The sequence below is a fragment of the Algoriphagus aestuariicola genome, from assembly GCF_017254835.1.
GTDB classification, from domain to species: domain Bacteria; phylum Bacteroidota; class Bacteroidia; order Cytophagales; family Cyclobacteriaceae; genus Algoriphagus; species Algoriphagus aestuariicola.
In genome coordinates this window covers 1,271,552-1,291,952 of record NZ_JAFKCW010000001.1, presented here as the reverse complement: position 1 = coordinate 1,291,952, position 20,401 = coordinate 1,271,552, and the positions used below count along the sequence as shown (strand labels likewise).

The window sequence follows — 20,401 nt, the reverse complement described above, 5'->3', positions numbered from 1 at the left end:
GCTTGGTGAAACACCACCAAGAGGACACCACAACCAGAAATGGCGGTCGACTTTAGCAGTCAACCGCCATTCATTTGCTACTGCTTGATCACTTTCGACGAGCCTGAGATTCCAATACTCTGCTTTTCGGGATTTCCTTTGTAGTACACATTTCCCGATCCAGAGGAGCCGACCGTGAAGGAATCCACCACAGTGATGGAGGTGTCTCCTGATCCGGATTTGCCGATTTTCACTTTTTCCGCCACGAAGTTCATCGCTTCCAAGTCGCCAGATCCAGACTGCCCGATATTTGCATCCTCGGCTCTACCACCTTCGATGACTATCTTACCAGAGCCGCTCATACCGATGTTGATTTTGCCGGCGTTGATGTTTTTGGCAGTGATGGTTCCTGATCCGGAAAGGCCAATATTGAAGGAGTCTGCACCAAAATCGGAGTTGATGCGCATATCCCCGGAGCCGCCGTTGCCAACAGACTCCAGCTCGCGAACGGTAATGAATACTTTGATATCGACGTTCCTGTAATTCCCCTTTTCCAGCTTGATTTCCAGACGTTTTCCATCCAGCTCGGTGATCACTTTGCTGAGGTCGAAGCCGTTGGACTCCAGCCTGATTTCATCTTTTGAACCCTTGGTGATCTCCACATCCCAGCTTCCGCTGTTTTCGATTTGGTTGAAAGATCCTGGGGTACGAGTTTCCGATCTCTGCGCCATTGCTACAGATACATTCAGAAACAGGACAAAAACTGCGGCAAAAATTTTAATGGTTTTCATGATAATTGGTGTGTAATAGTTTCCAGATTTATTTAAGTGCCAGAGATTGTGCCAAGGCTAAAACAGACCTTCACACCCTCAAAAGCGGTTTTTCTTGGTAATAAATGTCCGAGAAAAGTCCATTTTGACCGAAGGCGGACGATTCTGCGTGATATTGTTTTATTCGTTTTTTAGATAATCTACCGGATTGGATGCGGCCGTCTTAAAGCTTTGATAGCTCACTGTTAGCCATGCGATCACGATGGCGAATAGGCCAGCCAAAAAGACTAAAATCAGGTCGATCTCCGTGCGATAGGCAAAGTTTTGCAGCCAGTATTTTTCCAACAGGAAATAGCTCAGCGGGCCTGCAATCACAAATGCGATCACTACCAGCAAGGTAAAATCCTTGGAAAGGATGGTAACCAAATTGGCCATGGATGCTCCCAAGGCCTTGCGGATGCTGATTTCCTTGGATCGCTGCTCGGTGGTATAGGCCGCCAAGCCAAACAGTCCGAGGCAAGCAATTCCGATTGCCAAGACTGTGAAAATCAAAATGATTTGACTCATTTTTTGCTCTTTTTGGAAAAGGAGGTTAAAGTCTTCATCCAAAAAAGAAAATTCAAAAGGAGCCCCACCGGAGTGCTTTTTCCAAATCGCTTCCAACTGACCGATTTTTTCCGTGACTTGCCCAGGGCTGACCCGAATAGCCATTTCGTAAAAGTTGTTTCCAGATCCATTCATGACAACGAGCGGCCTCACACTTTGCTTTAGGCTTTCGAAGTTGAAATCCTCGATCACCCCGATCACCCTGCGATAGGTGACGCTTCCGTCCTCGTTCCAAAAGCCTCCGACTTCTTGGGTGCCGTCGAGCTCGGTCCAGCCCATCAGCGCCATAGCCGTTTGATTGATCAATAAGGCTCCAGTGTCTGAGGGGATTTCCTTGGAAAAGAAGCGACCAGCCGCAAGCTTGAATCCGAGGGCATCCAAATAGTCCTCGTCCACATAGTTTTGGTAGCAAAGCACGTCCTGTTGCTTGTCCTTGGTACGCATCACCGAAGTCCAGTCCATCCGCGGCGGCAGGACATTGCTAAAAGCAGCCGCCGTAAATCCCGACTGGGCCAGAACTTCCTGCTTGAAAGCTTGGGAGTTGTTGCCCAAAGAACGAACATGGAGCAGCGCCAGAACATTTTCCTTGTCGATGCCCAGGTTTTTCTCCTGCATGAACTTCAGCTGCTTGTATACCACGAGGCTGCTGATCATCAAAGCAATGGAGATGAAAAACTGGAAGATCACCAAGCTGCTGCGCAAAGTGGATCGCTTGACTCCGGAGCGTATTTCCCCTTTCAGCACGGCCACCGGAGAAAATGAAGTCAGATAAAATGCAGGATAGGAACCAGCAAGCAAGCCTACTATTATTAGAAAGGCTAAAAATGCCAGCAAAAACTGAGGCTGAAACAGCAGCCCAAATTCCAAGGTCTTTCCAGAAAGCACGTTGAAAGGCTCCAAAAAGATCAGAATAAGCACAAAGGAGAGAATACCGGCCAATCCGGCGTACACCATGGATTCTGAAAGGAACTGCCCCATCAGACGCTGGCGTTGCGCACCAATGGATTTCCGCACGCCTACTTCTTTCGCGCGATTGGCAGACCTAGCCGTTGACAGGTTCATGAAGTTGATGCAGGCGATTAATAGGATGAAAATGGCAATTCCGGAAAAGAGATAAAGGTATTGCCCGTTTCCTGGAGCCTTGATTTCATCCGAATTGTGGGACTCCAGATAAATATCCCGCATGGGGATAGAAATCAGCCCATAGGCATTGCCCTGTTCCAAAAATGTATCCATCGAAATCCCCAAAAACTGTAGAATTTCCGCACCCACATACTTCAAAACCAATCCGTTCAGGGCATTTTGGACCGTTGCCGGATCAGCACCTTCGGAGATGCGATAGTAGGTCAGGATATTATTGCTCGTCCAGTTTTCCTGCTCAAAATACCACCAATTCTCTCCAGAAATCACCGCATCAAAATCCAAATGGGTATTGGAGGGCAAATCTGCCATCACCCCGGTGACCTCAAGCGGCTTCTTGTCCGAACCTCCGAAGATGGTCTTTCCGATCGGGTCATCGTCTCCAAAATACTTTTGGGCAAGGGTCTCGGTGAGAATGATCTTGTCGGGGCCACTCAGGGCAGTTTCAGGTTTTCCCAAGAGTAACTGAAAGCTGAAAAAGTCCAAAAAATTCGAATCGGCAATCATGACGATGGGTTCGGTAAAGGCCTTTTCCCCTTCTATCAGCGGATAGGTGCGCATCACGCCCATTCTCACAAAATCTTCCACTTGGGCAATTTCCGCCTTCATCGCGGGGCCAACCGGAGTGGCGGAGTTGGTCGAGGTAAACTCGTTTCCGTTGAGTTTTCCAGATACATTGACGCGGTAGATTCGATCCGAATTGGGGATAAAGCGATCGTAGCTCAGTTCATCCAAGACAAACAAAAAAATCATCACGCTTGCCGCCATTCCAAGGCTAAGACCGATGATGTTGATGAAGGAATAGACCTTGTTGCGCTTAATATTGCGCCAGGCGATTTTCAGATAGTTTTTCCACATGGCTACTGGGTTGTTGGTTTAGGATTCAGGAAAAATATTTGGCTTAGCTTTCTGAAAATGAGATGCTAGTCAAGGAAAAAAGGTTGCAGGGGATTTTTGAAAAAGTTGGAGAGTGGAGGTTGGGAAGTGTCACGCTAAGCCAAACCCTGAGGGTGGATGGCGAGCTCCTCCACTCTTATGATTTGCCGTATACCTAGGCGTAGTTCGTAACTACGTCTTTCTATTAATCCGAATTTGCAATTCGTGAGACCAAAAGACAACTAGAAATTGGTCGGGATATTAGGGAATATTGTTCCCGATGACTATCCCGTACTGCTTCGGCGCTCAACCTCTAGCAGCTGCAAAAAAGAACTGTCCTAGGACAATCCCGAAGGGATTGGATGTTAATAGAAAAATCAAGACAAAGAACATTCGACCCCGATGGGGTCGTACCTACACCCGACCGGCTCCAGCTATAAACATTTGACCCATTCTGGGTCACCCTTTTTTAATCGCTCTTCGGAACTTGCAATTCCGAAGCCGTATTTTGGGATTTGTAATCCGACAAACGCATAGTCGGGATTGAAAATCCTACGATAGATCCAGGGGATTACAAATCCCGAGGAACGGTGAAAAAAGTTGGAAATCGTTTGACTTGACCAACCTGTACGGAACCGTCCAGGCCTACCTTATTTCCACAATCTCCCTTCTTATTTTTTGCCAAACCAATTCAACCAATTATTGGCAATTGCGAAAATCCGGCTGAAAAATGACCTTTTTAGCGAGGTAGTTATCGTTCAATAAGGCATTCTTTCCCAAATTTCAAAGCCATGAAAACAAAACCCAAAATCTTCCTAGGCTATCTGCTGCCCATTATATATTTGTTTTTTATTTCAAGTTTCGGATTCGCACAAGGTCTGATGGCAGTTTCCGACAACCTTTTAAGTCATGGAACTGCCTATCCGGTGACGTGGAAAGGAATGTCGACTTTTCCCAAATTTCAATTCCACACTTTCCAAGTAGTATCCGGAAAGACCGGCTGGACCAAATCCAAGTACAACTCCAAGCTTTTTAGCCGTTTGGAAACAATTAATACTTCTCAGAACGGCTCTTATGTGATTGCCTCGCAAGCAGGTGACTCAGCAGTGGTAAATTTCACCAGAAACTTCGACTATCAGGGACTTGAGGCCCGGGGCTTTGTGATCGAAGGCCCACATGGCAACTGGACTATTGGATCGGAGCAAGAGGTATTGGATACAGACGACAACTATGTGGCATTGATAGAGACCAGCCCGACAGAAAGTGTATGGCGTCTCGTAGTCACCCAAAAAAATGGAGCTGAAAATGATGCTGATTTTTATGGCTGGATGACTGATGGAAATCGAAGAATCGACATTAAGGCAGTTTACAACTACCAGAAACCAGGAAAAAAAAGCATGGTCGACCTGATGATGGGCGGCGATGCCTGGCACAAAGGGTTTGAATTATTTGAAAATGCCAAGTCCATTGGTGCCGTTCAGTTGGGGCCTAACAAAAAGCAGCTTGTTATTTGGCTTTCCGATGAGATTGATTCCTTCACCGAATTTTTGGTAGCGGCTGCGACTGTCGGGTTGCTCAATGATTACATGAAAATGGCAGAGTAAGAATTTCTCCACTCTTCGGGATTTGCAATCCTGCAACCTCTAACAACTTTTCGGATTGGAAATCCTACGATAGTTTCTCGGGATTGCAAATCCCGAGGAAAACGCAGGTCCTACTCCGACTTGATCGCTTGAACGGGATTGGAGCGAGCTGCGCCCAAGGATTGTAGGCAGACGGTGAGCAAGGCGATGCCAAGGATAAGCATAGCCGCCGCTGGGATAAACCACCATTCAAAATCTATCTTGTATTGGTAGCCAGACAGCCAATCCTGCATCAGCCAAAAGGCGATGCCCGAACCTATCGTCACCGACAAAATCACAATCAGGATAAACTCCCGGTTGATCACCTGAAGTATGGACAGCGTGGACGCGCCAAGGACCTTTCGTATGCCGATTTCCTTGGTCTTCTGCTCCGCGATATGAGCGGATAATCCCAAGAGTCCAAGACAGGAAATCAAAATGGTCAGGATGCTGAAGTATTGCGCCAAGTCCCTCAAGCGAACGTCCTCCTGATATAGTCTTGCATAGTTTTCATCCATGAAGCTGTAGTCAAAGGGGAATTCCGGGTTTAGCCTTTGCGCAGTGGACTCCAGAAAGGCGACGGTTTCCCGGATCTTTCCGGTGTTGACTTTCACATAGCCCTGCCAGGTGTTTTTTGGGTCCAACAGTAGGATTGCCGGAGCGACGTTTTGTCGGAAGCTCTCGAAGTGGAAGTCTTTCACTATGCCGGTAATGGACCGCTCCGTGTCCCAAAGCCTGAAAAACTCGCTGCCGGCATGGTCTTGCTCCATGAGTTTGTAGGCGGTTTCGTTGAGGATAGCTCCTGAAACGGAATCCGCGCCGTTCACTCGGTCAAACCCTCTTCCTTTCACCAACTGCAAGCCCGAAGCTTCCAAAAAGTCATAGTCCACTCGGATGATTTCGAAGAGAGCGGAATTGTCCGGTGCTTTCCCTTCCCAGGATACCCCTCCTGTGTTGGAGTTTCTGCCAAGAAAACCAAAAGAGGATCGGCTTACCGCTAGGATATCTTCGTTTTTCTCCAGCTCTGCTTTGAAAATGTCAAAGCGATCCAAGAGCTCTCCCTCAAGTGTCACCTGAATCAACTGGTCTTTGGAATAACCCAGATCCTGATTCATCGCAAAGTTGATCTGCTGATAGACCACCAGCGTGGAAACGATCAGGATGGTAGCCAAGATAAACTGGAAAAGCACCAAGGTCTTCCTAGCCATTACGACTCCCTTTCCGGCTTTGGTGAAAGAGCGGAAGACTGAAACTACTTTGGTTGCGGACAGATAGAAAGCCGGATAGCTTCCAGCAACAAGGCCTGTAATCAGGAGTACCGTAGCAAGTTGAAGCCAGAAAATCCCGGATAAAAACGGTACACTCATTTCTTTGCCGGTGAGGCTATTGAAGATCGGTAATGTCAGCGCGACCAGCAAAACAGCCAAAATAGCTGCAAAGAGGCTGAGCAATATTGATTCACTCAAAAACTGAAATATCAGCGATTGCTTGTCGGCACCAGCCACTTTGCGCACACCAACTTCCTTGGCTCTTTTCTGGGATTTTGCCGTACTGAGGTTCATGAAGTTGATGCAGGCGATGATCAATACGAATATTCCGATCATGGCGAAGAGCTTGACGTTTTTGATCCTTCCTTCTATCAGCTGACCGTCTTTCCACTGACCATACAAATAAAGATCTCCGAGAGGATAGGCGAAGAGTTTCACATTGGATTCCTCGTTTCTATCCGCGATGTAGTTGACGATACTCTGGGAAAACTCCTCTCCATTTGTTCCAGCACGGAGTTTCAGAATCGTGCTTGGACCGTTGTTGCCCCAATCGCTGAGCCAGTCATTTTCGGCGAAAAAGAGCGCATAGGGCAAGATGTAGTCCAACTGAAGAGAAGAGCTGGTAGGCAAATCCTTCAAGACCCCTTGAACGATGAAATTTTTGGAATCCGTCCCTTGTCTTATTTCCACGTCCTCTCCTACCACATCCGTCCTTCCAAACAGGGAAAACGCTCCCTTTTCAGTCAAAACCACGTGGTTGTTTTCGGTTAGCATGTGGTCCAAATTCCCCTGGACTGCCTCATATTGATAGATTTTCAAAAGATCTGGCATGGCGTAGATTCCTTCCAGTCGAATCCTCTTGTCTCCTTGGATGAAAAGCTGGGTTTGGCTCCAGGTGTAAGTAGACGCAAACTCGACCTCTGAAAGCGTTTCCTTCATGCTTTCAGCCAAGACTCCCGGCGTAGAGCTGGTGGTGAAAATATCCGCTCCATAGCTCTGATGCTCCATCACCCGATAGATTCTATCCAAATCCGCAAATTCCCGGTTCGTCCTAAGTTCTGAATCCACCCAGAGACCAATCAGGATGGCAGCCCACAGCCCCAAGGTCAGTCCAAAAAGGTTGATGAAAAAAGTGAGTCGATGTTTGGCAAAGCCTCTAAGAGCGATTTTGAAATAGTTTTTGATCATGTAGCAGAAAGTTGGTTAGTTGGAGCTTGTTACGGCGACTGGATACTGAGTAGTGAATATTTCTATCCTACTCGCTTTTCAGGGAATTGACAGGATTGGCGGTTGCCGCTTTGACGGACTGATAACTGGTGGTGACCAGTGCTACGAGTACTGCGAAAGCTCCCGCTCCCAGGAAGACCCGCCAGCCCAAATCCTGACGGAACTGATAGTCGGCAAGCCAGCGGTTCATCGCCCACCAGGCAACGGGGGTGGCGATAGCAAAAGCAATCAAAACCAACTTGGCAAATTCCTTTGATAGCAGTACGATGATACTGCCTATGCTGGATCCCAGCACTTTTCTGATGCCTATCTCCTTGGTTCGCTGCTCGGCGGTAAATGCCGTAAGCGCAAATAGTCCCAAACATGCGATTAGGATCGCAAAGCCGGCAAAGATCCCGAATACCTTGCCTAGACGGGTTTCAGCCGCATACATTTCCCCAAATCGGTCATCCAAGAAGGAATAGGTAAAAGGCTGCCCGGGGGCAAGCTGATTCCACTTGGCCTCGATGAAAGCCACTACTTCGTCCGTGTTTTCAGAATGGAATCGAAAGGAGGCAATCCCTCTAGGATTATCGCTCAAGAAGATCATGACCGCACCGATGTTTTCCTTCAAGGATTCGAAATGGAAGTTTTCGACTACACCGACCACGGTTCTTCCGATTTGGTCTTCAAGATTGAGTTCATCGCCATCTCCGGCCATGGTCAGGATACGCTGTCCGATAGGATCTCCGACGAAATTGAAGTTTTTGACGGCGGTTTCGTTGAGGATCACCGCATTGGAGTCCGAAGGGAAATCGACGGAAAAATCCCTCCCCTGCAGGATCTTCATGTCTAGCGTCTTGATGTAGTCATAGTCTACCTGCCAGTTTTGGATGCTGACCAGGTTTTCGGTCTGCTTGGGGTCTTTTCCCTCAGCCCACCAAGGCGTGTCGCTTCTCCAAGTGCCCGACACCGGTAAGTAGCCGGAAATGGTTCCGCTTTCCATCATGCTGTTTGCCAAGACGTCCGCTTTGAAGGTCTCGGCCTGCTCACCCAGGGCATAGATATCCTCAACTGTGATGACTTGCTCCTTGTTGAATCCAATTTTTTTGGACTGGATATAGTTGAGCTGATTGAAGACGGCAATGGTGGCAATGATCAGGATGATCGAAATGGCAAACTGAAAGACGACCAGTGAACTTCTGATCAAGCCACTCTTCATCCCCAATGCCACTTGGCCTTTTAGGATACTGACAGGCTTAAATGCCGACAGGAAGAAGGATGGATAAGTCCCCGCCAAAATCCCAGTGCCCAAGGCACCTAAAATCAATATTCCATAGAAGTCCCATTGGGAAAATGGAATTTCCAAAGACCTTCCCGCCAAGTCATTGAATATTGGCAACAGCAATGCTACCAGAGGAATGGCTATCAAAAAGGAAATCAAGCTGAGCAGAATCGACTCCATCAAAAATTGACGGATCAGGTGCGCTCGATACGACCCCATCACCTTTCTTATACCCACTTCCTTCGCCCGATTCGATGACCGGGCAGTGCTTAGATTCATGAAGTTGATGCAGGCAATCACCAGGATGAACAGTGCGATAGCGACAAAAAGGTAGACGTAGGTAATGTTGAAATTGGGCTCAAACTCGCCCATGTAGTCACTTTTCAAATGAATATCCAGCAGGGGTTGAACATCAAACTCCAGTTTGCCGCCATTGCTGGTCATCGCCTCCACCGTGGCCCCTTCTCCAAATATCTGGCTGAGTTCAGGCTCCATGTGGGTTTTGATCATAGCTGGAAACTTCGCGTTTAGGGCTTCGGGGTCAGCCCCCTCTCTCAGCTTGATGTATGTTTGAAAATTATTGCTCAGCCAGGTTGTTCTTTTGGCTTCCTCCAGTCCTTCCATCGAAAGCAGGAAATCGAAATGGAAATGGGTGTTTTCTGGAATATCCTCATAAATCCCCGTGATCCGGAAATTGTCCTGGTTGTCCAAAATCAGGGATTGCCCAATGGCATTTTCACCAGGAAAGTATTTCTCGGCAATGGTACGGCTGATCGCCATGGTGTTGGGCTCGGCGAGTACGCCTTCGGCGTTTCCGGCAATCAGTGGCACCTCAAATACTTTGAAAAAATCCTTTCCTGCCCAGATCACATGATCCTCTTTGATGTTTTGGTCTTCTCTCTTGACCAAATATGATCCCCGTTGCCTGAAGTGTACAGCAGATTCCACCTCGGGAAACTCCTCCGGCATGGCTGCCGCCATCGGAGCTGGAGCGTAGACCATATCCCAGTGATTTCCCCCAAAGACAATGTCGCTATGGACGCGGTAGATCCGATCCGCATTCTTGAAATGCTTGTCGTAGCTGAGCTCGTGGATCACAAATAGGCAAATAATCATGCAAACAGCCACTCCCACCGACAGCCCAAGGATGTTGATAAGCGAGTAGAACTTGTGCTTTTTCAGATTTCTGATCGCGATGAGTAGATGGTTTTTTAGCATGATCAGGTTAAAATGAGATCCGATAACTGTAAAGAGTTGGTTTAGCTTTCAATTTTTAGATGCAAGCTTTCATCCATTGGTTGCATACAATATGCCATTTAGCATAAAAATGGCCTGAGAACGACTCCCAGGCCTTTTCGACGGTTTATATACTGTACGACTGCTAGACGTTTTGTTCGCTGGCGGGCGATACTATCAGACGTGAAACTGCTCCCGGATATTCTCGGTCACCACTTTTCCGTCAAACAAGTTGATCACACGGTGGGCGTAGTTGGCATCATGAGGAGAGTGGGTCACCATCACGATGGTGGTTCCTTCGTTGTTGAGTTCCTCCAGCAACCTCATCACTTCTTCCCCGTTTGTGGAGTCCAAGTTACCTGTAGGTTCATCGGCGAGGATCACGGACGGCTTGGCGACGATTGCACGGGCAATGGCCACACGCTGCTGCTGACCACCGGAAAGCTGTTGCGGAAAGTGGTTTCTTCTATGCATGATGTTCATTCGGGTGAGCACTTCCTCTACCCTTTTCTTGCGCTCGTCTGACGCGATCTTCAGATACAAAAGTGGCAGCTCCACGTTTTCAAACACAGTCAACTCATCGATCAAGTTAAAGCTCTGGAATACAAACCCGATGTTCCCTTTTCTCAGGGAAGAACGCTGACGTTCCGAAAATTTGGCTACCTCCTTGTCCAAAAAGTGGTATTCGCCCGAATCCGGATTGTCCAGCAGCCCGAGGATATTCAGCAGCGTGGATTTGCCGCAGCCGGATGGCCCCATGATGGCGACGAATTCACCTTTTTTGATTTCGATCTGAATCCCATCCAATGCGGTGGTTTCCACTTCTTCGGTAGCGTAGAGCTTGCGAAGGTTTACTGTTTTGATGACGTTTTGCATAGAGTTGAATTTTAAGTCGGAAGACCGAAGGCAGAAGACCGAAGACCTCTTTCCCCGATGACCGGTGTCAGTGATTATTTTATGTTTTTCTGAAATGCGACTATCATATTCATTAGGTTGAAGGAATCCGAATACAGCTTTTGAAAAGCTTCTTCGTCGATATAACTCCTCCTTTTTGCTTTGTGTAAGCAGGTTACTACTTCTGCCAAGGACCTTAGTGCGTAACCAATAAATTTTCTTTGTTCAGGGTTGCTTTGACCAATTGATCCCTCCGCAATATTCAAGGCGATAGAATCCACCGCTCGACGAATCTGTGAAGACAGATTATACAATTCCTCTTTTGGAAATAGTTGAACCTTTAAATTCACCTCTTCTCCGAGAAGCATTGCTTTTTGCCAAATGATCAAAGTCTCAAACTTGAAACCTTATTCGTACTCCATATATTCAGTCTCAAGAACTTGATTTCAATTTTAGAGTCTGTTTCGAAAACTTCTGTCTCCCGTCTTCTGTCCCTTAATTAGATGCATATCCTACTCACAAGGTTGCTTTTAACTATTTGAGCTGAAGAACTTCATTCGTCCCGAAGTTCTCATATCCGCTGACGATGACCTTTTCTCCTTCCACCAGCCCTTCTAGGACTTCATAGTATTCTGGGTTTTTTCTACCCAAGCGTATATTTCGTTTTTCGGCTACTCCGGTGGTTGGATTGAGTACAAAGACCCAATTACCGCCGGTGTCCTTGAAGAAGCCTCCCGTTGGAAGCAGCAAGCTCTGCTCACTTTGGCCAAGTTCCAGACGAATCCGCACGCTCTGCCCTCTACGAATACCTTCGGGACTATCACCGGTGAAGGCCATGTCTACCTCAAACCGCCCGTTGGTGATTGTGGGATAGCTTTTGATGATTTCCAGTTCATGGTCCTGGCCACTCAGGGTAAACTTGCCTCTGAGTCCGGTGCTCACCCTTGGAAGGTAAAGTTCGTCGATTGGCACGCGTACCTTAAACTCGTCCAGCATATCAATCTGTCCATAACGCTGGCCCGGATTGATCGCTTGTCCAATTTCGAGCTGCTCTGGAGTGGCCAACTGCCCTCCGATTGGTGCGGTGATGACCAAATTGTCAAGAATGTTTCCGACACCTGTCAGTGAAGCGTTCATCCTACTTTCAGAAAGTCTTAGCTGGGTCAGTTGGATGGAGCGGGCGATGGAGTCGTTGCGGTAAGAGGCGTAAGTAAGCTTCTTGCGCTTGACATTATACTCGTATTGTTCTTTGACCTCCTCAAATTCCCGGTCAGACACCAGTTTCTTTTCGTGGAGTTCTTTGAACCTTTCATACTGGGGCTCCAGCAGGCTGATCTGGTAGTCGATCTCAGCGAGCTGACCTTGTTGGCTCAAGTCGTTTTGATCAAGCAATAGTCTGGTTTGGCGCAGATTGTTGATCTGTTCATATAGCATGGTCTCGCGCTGCATCACATCCAGTTGTAGATTGGAGTTGCTAAGTACCAGAATGGTGTCACCTTTCTTGAGCAAGGCACCCGATTCACGCACGACCTGATCGACTACGCCTCCCTCGATCGCGTCTAGATAGACGGTACGGGAAGGTTCGATTTGTCCCGAAACAAGGATGTAGTCCGTAAACTCTCCGGTTTTGACCGTCGCAATGCTAAGTCGGTCTTGTTCGACATTCATGGTGGATCGGTGGTCTGCAAAACCGATCTGGTAGACAATTCCCCCCAACAGGATGACTCCGCCGGCTACTGCGGCGATCCTTCGGAGAGTCCAGGTTTTCTTTTCTATTTTTCTATCCATTGTGTGGTAATGCCTTACTTGGCTTCCTCCTTGTGCCAAAGGCTGTGCCATGCAAAAAATTGCCTCAGGGAACTCCAAATCACGATTTACCGAGAATCCGTTTTTCGAGTCTCGAACATTTTCGTCCGCCACCGAACAAAAGTGAATCAAAGGCGACTTATTTTTATTACCTTCTTCAAGAAAAAGTTGAAGTCAAAATCTGCCTAATTCGTCCGAAAACGGCCCTTTTGGAACGAATTCGGCCAAAGTCGAAAATCGGCAGACTTTTGGAAAGCATCTGTAAAGCAGTAGACCACCGGCAGTAGACAGATTCAAAGCAAAGAGGGAAGCGAGCTTTCAACAGCTTACGTCCCTGTCTTGTGAGAAGCACTTGTTTCCCCAGTCTTAGGTCTTCCGGCTCCCGTCTTCAAAATAAAAACCCATGAACGATCAAAAATTCGGCAAGATTCTCATCGTAGATGACAACGAGGACCTTCTTAAGGCAGCCAAGATTTTTCTCAAGCGGCATTTTGCCCAGGTTGATACCGAAACCAACCCTGACCTGCTTCCCATCCTCACCCACAACGAGCAGTATGACGTGATCATGCTCGACATGAATTTTACCAAAGACGTGAGTTCCGGTCAGGAGGGCTTTTACTGGCTAGACAGGATTCTGGAGTTGGACCCTTCCGCCGTCGTCGTATTGATCACCGCCTATGGAGACGTGAACCTGGCCGTCAAGGCAATCAAAGAGGGAGCCACCGACTTTGTCTTGAAGCCTTGGGAAAACGAGCGACTCCTGGCGACTCTTAACTCGGCGCTGAAACTCCGCCAGAAAAAACTCGAGGTCAATCTGCTCAAAGACCAAAAAGAAACGCTCCAGCAAGACATCGACAACAAGTTCAAAGACATCATTGGACAGAGCGCGACGATGCAAAAAGTTTTTGAAACCATAGAACGGGTAGCGGCGACCGATGCCAACGTCCTGATACTGGGAGAAAACGGTACGGGGAAAGAACTCATAGCCAGAGCTATCCACCGGCATTCCCGCCGAAGCCGAGAGGCATTTGTCGGAGTGGACTTGGGATCGATCACGACAACACTTTTTGAATCAGAGCTCTTTGGCCACAAAAAAGGCTCCTTTACCGATGCAAAAGACGACCGGGCAGGAAGATTTGAACAGGCTCACAAGGGTACGCTTTTCCTGGACGAAATCGGAAATCTTCCCCTTCCCCTACAGGCAAAACTTCTCGCCGTCCTCCAAAATCGCCAGGTCACCCGCGTCGGCGCCAACCGCCCCGTGGATGTCAATATCCGCTTGATCTCAGCAACCAACATGCCCATCCACAGCATGGTCTATGAGAATACCTTCCGCCAGGATCTTCTCTACCGAATCAATACGATAGAAATACAACTACCTCCTTTAAGAGAACGAGTGGATGACATTCCACTCCTAGCGGATCACTTCATTTCTTTCTACTCCAAAAAATACAACAAGGACATCCGGAAGGCCTCCGAGCCTCTCGTCAAGCGGATGATGAAATACCACTGGCCCGGCAATATCCGTGAACTCCAGCACAGCGTCGAACGCGCAGTAATCATGAGCAACCATAACGTGCTTCAGCCTGAGGATCTTTTTTTGCAAAAAATGGCCCAGCCAGACCAAAAGGAAGAATCCGTAAGCTTGGAGCACCTCAACATCGAAGATGTCGAGCGCATCCTGATCAGGAAGGCACTCCAAAAACACAATGGCCACATTACAAGAGCTGCGGATGAATTGGGACTGACTAGATCCTCGCTCTATCGAAGACTGGAAAAATATGGTCTATAGGAGGTTTTCGGTCGGAATAGCCATCCGCATCATCCTGATTGCCATTTGCATGTTTTTGGGAATCTGGCTGTACTACGTCCAGGAACTGTGGCTTGCTCCCGGTATTTTGGCGCTGATTGTCTTCTCCCTCACGGGCGAGATGGTCTACTACGTCAACTCGATCAACCATAAGCTCGCCCGCTTTTTGGACTCCATCCGTTTCACGGACTTTTCCTCTTCTTTCACTTCTGACAGCAAGATGGGCGGGTCTTTTAGGGAGGTGAACAAAGCCTTCAATGAGGTGATGGATGTCTTCAAGCAAACCAGAGCAGAAAAGGAAGAGCAGATGCTGTTTCTTCAGGTCATCATTCAGCATATCACCACCGGCATTATTTCCTTCAATTCAGAGGGCAAAATCGGAGTCATCAACAATGCGGCAAAACATCTCCTCCAGATCCCGCAGTTTCGCGACATCACCGATCTGGGACGGCTCTCACCCAAACTGCTGAAAGAAGTGGTAGAGCTAAAGCCAGGACAGCGGATTTCCTTTCGGGTCAATAGCAGCCTTCACCTCATCATCCAATCCGCCTACCTCAAGATGGGAGGCCAAAGCTGGACGCTGCTCTCCCTACAAAACATCAACGCCGAACTTCAATCCAATGAATTGGAGGCCTGGCAAAACCTGACCAAGGTGCTACGCCATGAAATCATGAACTCGATCACACCGATTTCCAGTCTGGTGGAGTCGCTTCGTACCATCTTGGATGAAGACAGCTATGTCCAAAAAGAAGGCATGTTGATCAAAAAGGACGGCTTTCAGGATATCCAAGAGGGTCTCGACACTATCGCCAACCGAAGCAAGGGTTTGGTGACTTTTGTGAACGCCTACCGGGACTACACTAATATCCCCGAGCCGAAAAAGGAACTCGTTCCCGTCAGATCTCTTTTTGAAAACGTGATCGGATTGATGAAGGAGGACCTAAAATCCCATCAAATCGACATTCAACTCGATATCGTACCACCCGAGCTGGAGATCCTTTGTGATCAGGACCAGATCACCATGATCTTGATCAACTTGGTCAAGAACGCCAGCGAGTCTGTGCAGAATCAGGCAGACAGAATTATCATTCTCAGGGCAATTGGCCAGGGAGACCTTGGCTCCAGTATACAGGTAGAGGACAATGGCGCGGGTATCATTCCTGAAGCATTGGAGCGGATCTTTGTGCCCTTCTATACCACCAAGAAGACCGGATCCGGGATCGGTTTGGCGATTTCGCGCCAAATCATGAACCTGCACCGGGGAAGTCTTCAGGTGACTTCTACACCAAACGAACGGACCGTATTTTCACTCAACTTCCGATAGGCATCAGGTAGGAATTAAAAAAATACATTGATTTTGAGCATGTTATAAAGATTGATCGTAAATTCTGGAAAAACACCCAGATGAAAACCCCAACAATAACCGAAGGAAAAAATGCGGCATATCACCTTTCAGGACTGATCTATGGCATCTCACTCGACGGAGTAGTCAACCGCAACGAGTTTCAGGCCCTGAAAAACTGGTGCCGTGACTACGAGCCGCTTTGCGAAATGGAAGCTTTCCAAACGCTCTACACAGAGATCAAACCCATCATTGATAACGGACAGGTAAATTCCGAAGAACTCACGCAAATCCGCCTTATTCTGGGCAACTTCCTGGAGCAGTTTGGTGGGCGGACAGACAGTTCGAACCTGCACTTTCTACACGGCCTCTTCCAGGGAGTGCTGGCCAGTGGCGACGTTAATACCTACGAGATCTATAAGCTGAGACAATGGCTGGAAAAGAACAGTGAACTCAAAGCGCAAGCGCCGTTTGATGAGCTATTCGAACTGATAGATCGCGTCCTGGAAGACGAAAAGGTAGACGACGACGAAGCCAAACAACTGAAAGCGTTCTTTTCAAAGCACCTCGTCTAAGTTGCCCCTTTCTCATAGGCCAACTTAAGTCGAATGTCTTTTCCTTTCCGTTTTTCAAAAGTCAATCCGATTTCCGTCTTGTTGCGTACTTTAGCCAACATTGTGCTAACAGCATTTAACAATGTACCTGCAACCAACACAGAAGCAAGGCGTAACACAAAGTACCATTAGAAAGACAAAAACAGTTTTATTACACGGCAGTTATAATACCATGCAATTATCCAAAAAAATCCACACGCTTATGATCGGTTTAATAGTTGGCCTGGCGATGGCCTGTAGCAGTTCTCCCACCGAAAAAGAAGCAAAAGATCTTGGAAGCGAGATTGAAACCGAGGAAGCATTTTCCTCAAAAACTCAGCAGGCGACTTTTGCCGGAGGATGTTTTTGGTGTGTAGAGGCACCATTTGAAGATATTGATGGGGTGATCTCGGTAGTTTCAGGCTATTCGGGAGGCAAGGAAAAAGATCCTACCTATGCAGAGGTATCTTCGGGTAAAACATCCCATAGAGAGTCGGTGCAGATTACCTTCGATCCTGAAGTGATTTCGTACTCGGAGTTGGTAGACATTTTTTGGCAAACCTTTGATCCAACAGATGTAGGTGGATCTTTCTTCGACCGAGGTACACAATATGAATCTGCGATTTTCTACCACAACGATACCCAACGTAAAGTTGCGGAGGAAAGCAAATCCCTTCTCGACAAGTCAGGGAAGTTCAAAAAGCCAATTGCCACGCCGATTATCAAGTACTCCAATTTTTATCCCGCCGAACAATATCATCAGGATTATTCCGAAAAGAATCCCGACGAGTACAAGGCCTATAAAATTGGGAGTGGTCGCCAGGAATGTATTCTGACCAACTGGCCGGTGATTAGCGAAGGGGTATATCCCGCAAAATCCAAGGGAGAGCTCAAAAAATCCCTCACTCCCCTCCAGTACCAGGTGACCATGGAAGACGCAACTGAATTTGCCTTCCAAAACGAATACAACGGCAATAAGGAATCAGGGATCTATGTATGCATCGTCTCAGGAGCACCGCTTTTCAGTTCCAAAGACAAGTACGAGTCGGGCTCCGGATGGCCTAGCTTTACCAAGCCAATAGATGCCCGGGCACTTGAAAAGCCAATTGATAGATCAGCGGGAATGACTCGGGTAGAGATCAGAAGCAAGTATGGCAAAAGCCACCTCGGACACTCCTTTTATGATGGTCCAGAGCCCACCAATTTGAGGTATTGCATGAATTCAGCGGCAATGAAATTCATCCCCAAAAACGAAATGGAAGCCGCCGGATATGGCGACTATCTATGGCTTGTGGATTAAAAGCGGAGTTGTTCGCAATTGACACATCAAGAAATAACGATCCAAAAAAATAAGCGCCAGATGGCGCTTATTTTTTTGGATCGTCTCCAGTCTGTTTTTTCATCCACTAGATAAATTATAAGCTGTCCACTGCCTATATTTAATCAAACATTTTGTGGAAATATGAAAAAATTCGCTTGGATCGCCGGTTTGATTTTATTCCTGGTATTGGGAGTCCTTTTTTGGTGGAAATTCTATTTTGTCTTTGGCGAAGGCGTGAAAGCCGGTAGCCTCAACTATTTTGTGAAAAAAGGCGTGGTGTTCAAAACCTGGGAAGGAAGGATGGTCCAAGAGGGCTTCCAGAGCCCTACATCCGGCGCCTTGCAAAGCAACGAGTTTCGATTCAGCGTCACCGACCCGGAAGTCGCCGCCGTCCTGGAGCGCAATTCGGGCAAACACCTCGAGCTGCGCTACCAGGAATTCAACGGCATGCTGCCTTGGAGAGGGACAAGCGAATTCGTGGTGACCGAAGTGATCAACGTTCAAGAATCCGCTGAAACTGACGGCGGAACGCTTCCTATTGATCGCTGATCAGGGCTTAGTCCAATAATCGACCACGGTTACGTTTTCCAGGCTAGATCCCAAAACCTCTCCGAATGCCTTGTGCGCCGGATGGGGAAGGTAAGCATCGCGGTCAGCCTCTGAGTGGAAGGTCAACGTAAAGGCATGGGTCAGTCCCCGATTGAGTCCTTCAGGGCTATTGTTGGTACCCCATTCAAAGCTTTTGATTTCGGTGATTTGCGAAGGAAGTGCCTTGAAGGCGTCTACGATTTTGTTAATCTCCTCTTGTGAGGTGGTTTCTTTGAATCCGAATAAAACTACGTGGCGGAGTACGGAATCTGGCATGGCGACTTCGGTTGGGGCTGGTGGGGTTTGAGAAAGTGATTCAGTGGTTTCTTCGGCGGGTTTTGGTCCGTTACATGACCAAAAAATCGCGATAGGAATGAGATAGATTAGCTTTTTCATAGAGAAATTTTTCCCTGAAACTAAAAAGAAATCAACTTTAAATCCCCAATTATTAATTGATGGTCCTCATTTTAGCCCAATATATTTGAATTCAAGCCTATGAAAATCGCCTGCTTTAGCACCAAATCATACGACAGGAGTAGTTTTGACCGATTATTGCCCGAATCAGACCATAGTTTTAGCTACTTCGAAGCCAAGCTCGACTTCCATACCCTGTCGCTTGCAGAAGGGCACCAAGCCATCTGCTCCTTTGTCAACGATCATATCGACGCGGCCATGATGAAAAAGATGGCAAAAATGGGGATTGGTTTGATTGCACTGCGCTGTGCTGGATACAACCAAATCGACCTAAAAGCCGCCGTCGAGAACGGAATCAAGATTGTGAGGGTACCCGCCTACAGCCCCGAAGCAGTCGCCGAACATGCCTTTGCGCTAATCCTCACCCTTGCGCGCAAAACCCATAAAGCCTACAACCGCGTGCGGGATAACAATTTCTCCATCGAGGGGCTCACTGGGGTCAACATCCACGGCAAGACTATCGGGGTAATCGGTACAGGCGCGATCGGGCGGGCATTTTGCAGGATCGCGAAAGGTTTCGGATGTAAGGTATTGGCCTATGATGTGGTAGAAAACGAAGAAATGAAAAAGCTCGGAGTCACGTACCAGCCTATCGACGAGGTATTGGGCAACAGCCACATTATCTCGCTCCACTGTCCCCTGACTCCGGAGACCCACCACCTGATCAACGCGGAGACCATCGCACAGATGCAAGACGGCGTAGCATTGATCAATACCAGCCGAGGTGCTTTGGTGGAGACCAAAGCAGTAATCAAAGCGCTCAAAACCAAGAAAATAGGTTTTTTGGGTATCGATGTGTATGAGCAGGAGGAGAATATTTTCTTCAAAAACCTCTCTGAGGAAATCATGCAGGACGAGCAGATCGCAAGATTGATGACCTTCCCGAACGTGCTCGTGACCGGCCATCAGGCTTTTCTAACGAAAGAAGCTTTGGCTCAGATCTCAGCAACTACCCTGGCCAATATCACAGCCTTTGAAAAAGGCGAAGAGCTGCTGAACGAGGTAAAAGGATAGTTCCCGCAACAGGTTTCAGTACATGGCCCAAAGGCAGGAATCCGTTGTTCATCCTAGATCAAAAAAAAATCCCCGTCGGGTAACCCGCGGGGATTGATGTTATAGGAGCTTCTATTAACGAACCACCTTTACGTTCACGGCATTGATGCCTTTCTTACCTTGTACCAGGTCGTACTTTACTTTGTCGTTTTCACGGATTTCGTGTACTAGACCGCTGTGGTGTACAAATACGTCTTCGCTGTTGTCAGCAGGAGTGATGAATCCAAAACCTTTGGTGGTGTTAAAGAATTTTACTGTTCCTTCATTCATGATTTCTGAAATTTTGATTTGTTTTTACTCTGTTTTGATTGGATTGATTTGAATTTGTCTTTTTTTCAATCGGCGGCGCCGGAGGAGTATCGGAGATATTTCCAAACTCGTCGATGTAAGCGATCATATTGTCGAGGCTTCCATCCTTCGGCTGGGCTTTGCGCTCCAGCTTTTTCTCGAGTTTTTCTTTTTGCTTCCGCTTCTTCAGTTCTGCCTTTTGTTTTTTGATAAACGTGTTTTGGTTTTTAGACATTTGTCGTGA

17 protein-coding genes are annotated in these 20,401 nt (G+C 47.6%); 7 read left to right on the top strand and 10 right to left on the bottom strand.

From position 1 onward, the window contains the following. Positions 1 to 77: 77 nt before the first annotated feature. Both J0A67_RS05520 and J0A67_RS05515 read right to left on the bottom strand, forming a co-directional pair. Positions 78 to 770, bottom strand: coding sequence for a head GIN domain-containing protein (locus J0A67_RS05520; RefSeq protein ID WP_206568261.1), 693 nt, complete (start codon positions 768 to 770; stop codon positions 78 to 80). A 159-nt stretch (positions 771 to 929) separates the two neighbouring features. Beyond that, positions 930 to 3,353 carry an ABC transporter permease gene (locus J0A67_RS05515; RefSeq protein WP_206568260.1) on the bottom strand — a complete coding sequence of 808 codons (2,424 nt, stop codon included), beginning with the start codon at positions 3,351 to 3,353 and terminating at the stop codon, positions 930 to 932. An 809-nt stretch (positions 3,354 to 4,162) separates the two neighbouring features. Between J0A67_RS05515 and J0A67_RS05510 the strand changes: the two genes are divergently transcribed. Beyond that, the gene (locus J0A67_RS05510; protein ID WP_206568259.1) at positions 4,163 to 4,975 is read left to right on the top strand and encodes a hypothetical protein; all 813 of its coding nucleotides are present in this window, start codon (positions 4,163 to 4,165) and stop codon (positions 4,973 to 4,975) included. 110 nt (positions 4,976 to 5,085) lie between these two features. Here J0A67_RS05510 and J0A67_RS05505 read toward each other — a convergent pair whose 3' ends face one another. From J0A67_RS05505 to J0A67_RS05485, 5 genes are all read right to left on the bottom strand, one after another. Further along, positions 5,086 to 7,449: an ABC transporter permease gene (locus J0A67_RS05505; protein ID WP_206568258.1), complete on the bottom strand. Its 2,364-nt coding sequence runs from the start codon at positions 7,447 to 7,449 to the stop codon at positions 5,086 to 5,088. A 67-nt stretch (positions 7,450 to 7,516) separates the two neighbouring features. Continuing rightward, positions 7,517 to 9,970, bottom strand: coding sequence for an ABC transporter permease (locus tag J0A67_RS05500; RefSeq protein ID WP_206568257.1), 2,454 nt, complete (start codon positions 9,968 to 9,970; stop codon positions 7,517 to 7,519). 195 nt (positions 9,971 to 10,165) lie between these two features. Continuing rightward, the gene (locus J0A67_RS05495) at positions 10,166 to 10,864 is read right to left on the bottom strand and encodes an ABC transporter ATP-binding protein (RefSeq protein ID WP_206568256.1); all 699 of its coding nucleotides are present in this window, start codon (positions 10,862 to 10,864) and stop codon (positions 10,166 to 10,168) included. 74 nt (positions 10,865 to 10,938) lie between these two features. Then, positions 10,939 to 11,271 (bottom strand): four helix bundle protein, encoded by a 333-nt coding sequence (locus J0A67_RS05490; RefSeq protein WP_262897477.1) that lies wholly within the window; start codon positions 11,269 to 11,271, stop codon positions 10,939 to 10,941. Positions 11,272 to 11,416: 145 nt separating this feature from the next. Continuing rightward, complete coding sequence (locus J0A67_RS05485; protein WP_206568254.1) at positions 11,417 to 12,670, bottom strand: efflux RND transporter periplasmic adaptor subunit; 1,254 nt, start codon at positions 12,668 to 12,670, stop codon at positions 11,417 to 11,419. A 421-nt stretch (positions 12,671 to 13,091) separates the two neighbouring features. On the opposite strand from J0A67_RS05485, the gene J0A67_RS05480 reads away from it, so the two are divergent. The 5 genes from J0A67_RS05480 to J0A67_RS05460 all read left to right on the top strand — a co-directional run bounded on the left by J0A67_RS05480 (position 13,092) and on the right by J0A67_RS05460 (position 18,303). Continuing rightward, a complete protein-coding gene (locus tag J0A67_RS05480) occupies positions 13,092 to 14,480 on the top strand; it encodes a sigma-54-dependent transcriptional regulator (protein WP_206568253.1) in 1,389 nt (462 codons plus the stop codon). Then, the gene (locus tag J0A67_RS05475) at positions 14,470 to 15,822 is read left to right on the top strand and encodes a sensor histidine kinase (protein ID WP_206568252.1); all 1,353 of its coding nucleotides are present in this window, start codon (positions 14,470 to 14,472) and stop codon (positions 15,820 to 15,822) included. Before J0A67_RS05480 ends, J0A67_RS05475 begins: the two co-directional genes overlap by 11 nt. A gap of 80 nt (positions 15,823 to 15,902) precedes the next feature. Further along, complete coding sequence (locus tag J0A67_RS05470) at positions 15,903 to 16,415, top strand: hypothetical protein (protein ID WP_206568251.1); 513 nt, start codon at positions 15,903 to 15,905, stop codon at positions 16,413 to 16,415. Between the two features lie 241 nt (positions 16,416 to 16,656). Continuing rightward, a complete protein-coding gene (msrA, locus tag J0A67_RS05465) occupies positions 16,657 to 17,733 on the top strand; it encodes a peptide-methionine (S)-S-oxide reductase MsrA (RefSeq protein WP_241265071.1) in 1,077 nt (358 codons plus the stop codon). 162 nt (positions 17,734 to 17,895) lie between these two features. Continuing rightward, on the top strand, positions 17,896 to 18,303 hold the full coding sequence (locus tag J0A67_RS05460) for a hypothetical protein (RefSeq protein WP_206568250.1): 408 nt from the start codon (positions 17,896 to 17,898) through the stop codon (positions 18,301 to 18,303). Here the strand turns inward: J0A67_RS05460 and J0A67_RS05455 are convergent, their stop codons facing one another. Beyond that, positions 18,304 to 18,738 (bottom strand): Dabb family protein, encoded by a 435-nt coding sequence (locus tag J0A67_RS05455; RefSeq protein ID WP_206568249.1) that lies wholly within the window; start codon positions 18,736 to 18,738, stop codon positions 18,304 to 18,306. Positions 18,739 to 18,837: 99 nt separating this feature from the next. Here J0A67_RS05455 and J0A67_RS05450 point away from each other — a divergent pair, with 99 nt between their 5' ends. Next, a complete protein-coding gene (locus J0A67_RS05450; RefSeq protein ID WP_206568248.1) occupies positions 18,838 to 19,830 on the top strand; it encodes a 2-hydroxyacid dehydrogenase in 993 nt (330 codons plus the stop codon). 114 nt (positions 19,831 to 19,944) lie between these two features. On the opposite strand, the gene J0A67_RS05445 is transcribed toward J0A67_RS05450, so the two are convergent. Next, the gene (locus tag J0A67_RS05445) at positions 19,945 to 20,139 is read right to left on the bottom strand and encodes a cold-shock protein (RefSeq protein WP_077348399.1); all 195 of its coding nucleotides are present in this window, start codon (positions 20,137 to 20,139) and stop codon (positions 19,945 to 19,947) included. Beyond that, positions 20,132 to 20,392: a cold-shock protein gene (locus tag J0A67_RS05440; protein WP_206568247.1), complete on the bottom strand. Its 261-nt coding sequence runs from the start codon at positions 20,390 to 20,392 to the stop codon at positions 20,132 to 20,134. Before J0A67_RS05440 ends, J0A67_RS05445 begins: the two co-directional genes overlap by 8 nt. Between the last annotated feature and the right edge of the window lie 9 nt (positions 20,393 to 20,401).

Excerpts from the sequence above, each read along its gene's own strand:
- msrA (WP_241265071.1), top strand. The coding sequence starts at position 16,657 with ATGATCGGTTTAATAGTTGGCCTGGCGATGGCCTGTAGCAGTTCTCCC.
- J0A67_RS05455 (WP_206568249.1), bottom strand. The coding sequence starts at position 18,738 with ATGAAAAAGCTAATCTATCTCATTCCTATCGCGATTTTTTGGTCATGT.
- J0A67_RS05485 (WP_206568254.1), bottom strand. The coding sequence starts at position 12,670 with ATGGATAGAAAAATAGAAAAGAAAACCTGGACTCTCCGAAGGATCGCC.
- J0A67_RS05495 (WP_206568256.1), bottom strand. The coding sequence starts at position 10,864 with ATGCAAAACGTCATCAAAACAGTAAACCTTCGCAAGCTCTACGCTACC.
- J0A67_RS05440 (WP_206568247.1), bottom strand. The coding sequence starts at position 20,392 with ATGTCTAAAAACCAAAACACGTTTATCAAAAAACAAAAGGCAGAACTG.
- J0A67_RS05470 (WP_206568251.1), top strand. The coding sequence starts at position 15,903 with ATGAAAACCCCAACAATAACCGAAGGAAAAAATGCGGCATATCACCTT.
- J0A67_RS05505 (WP_206568258.1), bottom strand. The coding sequence starts at position 7,449 with ATGATCAAAAACTATTTCAAAATCGCTCTTAGAGGCTTTGCCAAACAT.
- J0A67_RS05450 (WP_206568248.1), top strand. The coding sequence starts at position 18,838 with ATGAAAATCGCCTGCTTTAGCACCAAATCATACGACAGGAGTAGTTTT.
- J0A67_RS05520 (WP_206568261.1), bottom strand. The coding sequence starts at position 770 with ATGAAAACCATTAAAATTTTTGCCGCAGTTTTTGTCCTGTTTCTGAAT.
- J0A67_RS05460 (WP_206568250.1), top strand. The coding sequence starts at position 17,896 with ATGAAAAAATTCGCTTGGATCGCCGGTTTGATTTTATTCCTGGTATTG.
- J0A67_RS05475 (WP_206568252.1), top strand. The coding sequence starts at position 14,470 with ATGGTCTATAGGAGGTTTTCGGTCGGAATAGCCATCCGCATCATCCTG.
- J0A67_RS05500 (WP_206568257.1), bottom strand. The coding sequence starts at position 9,970 with ATGCTAAAAAACCATCTACTCATCGCGATCAGAAATCTGAAAAAGCAC.
- J0A67_RS05515 (WP_206568260.1), bottom strand. The coding sequence starts at position 3,353 with ATGTGGAAAAACTATCTGAAAATCGCCTGGCGCAATATTAAGCGCAAC.
- J0A67_RS05445 (WP_077348399.1), bottom strand. The coding sequence starts at position 20,139 with ATGAATGAAGGAACAGTAAAATTCTTTAACACCACCAAAGGTTTTGGA.
- J0A67_RS05480 (WP_206568253.1), top strand. The coding sequence starts at position 13,092 with ATGAACGATCAAAAATTCGGCAAGATTCTCATCGTAGATGACAACGAG.
- J0A67_RS05510 (WP_206568259.1), top strand. The coding sequence starts at position 4,163 with ATGAAAACAAAACCCAAAATCTTCCTAGGCTATCTGCTGCCCATTATA.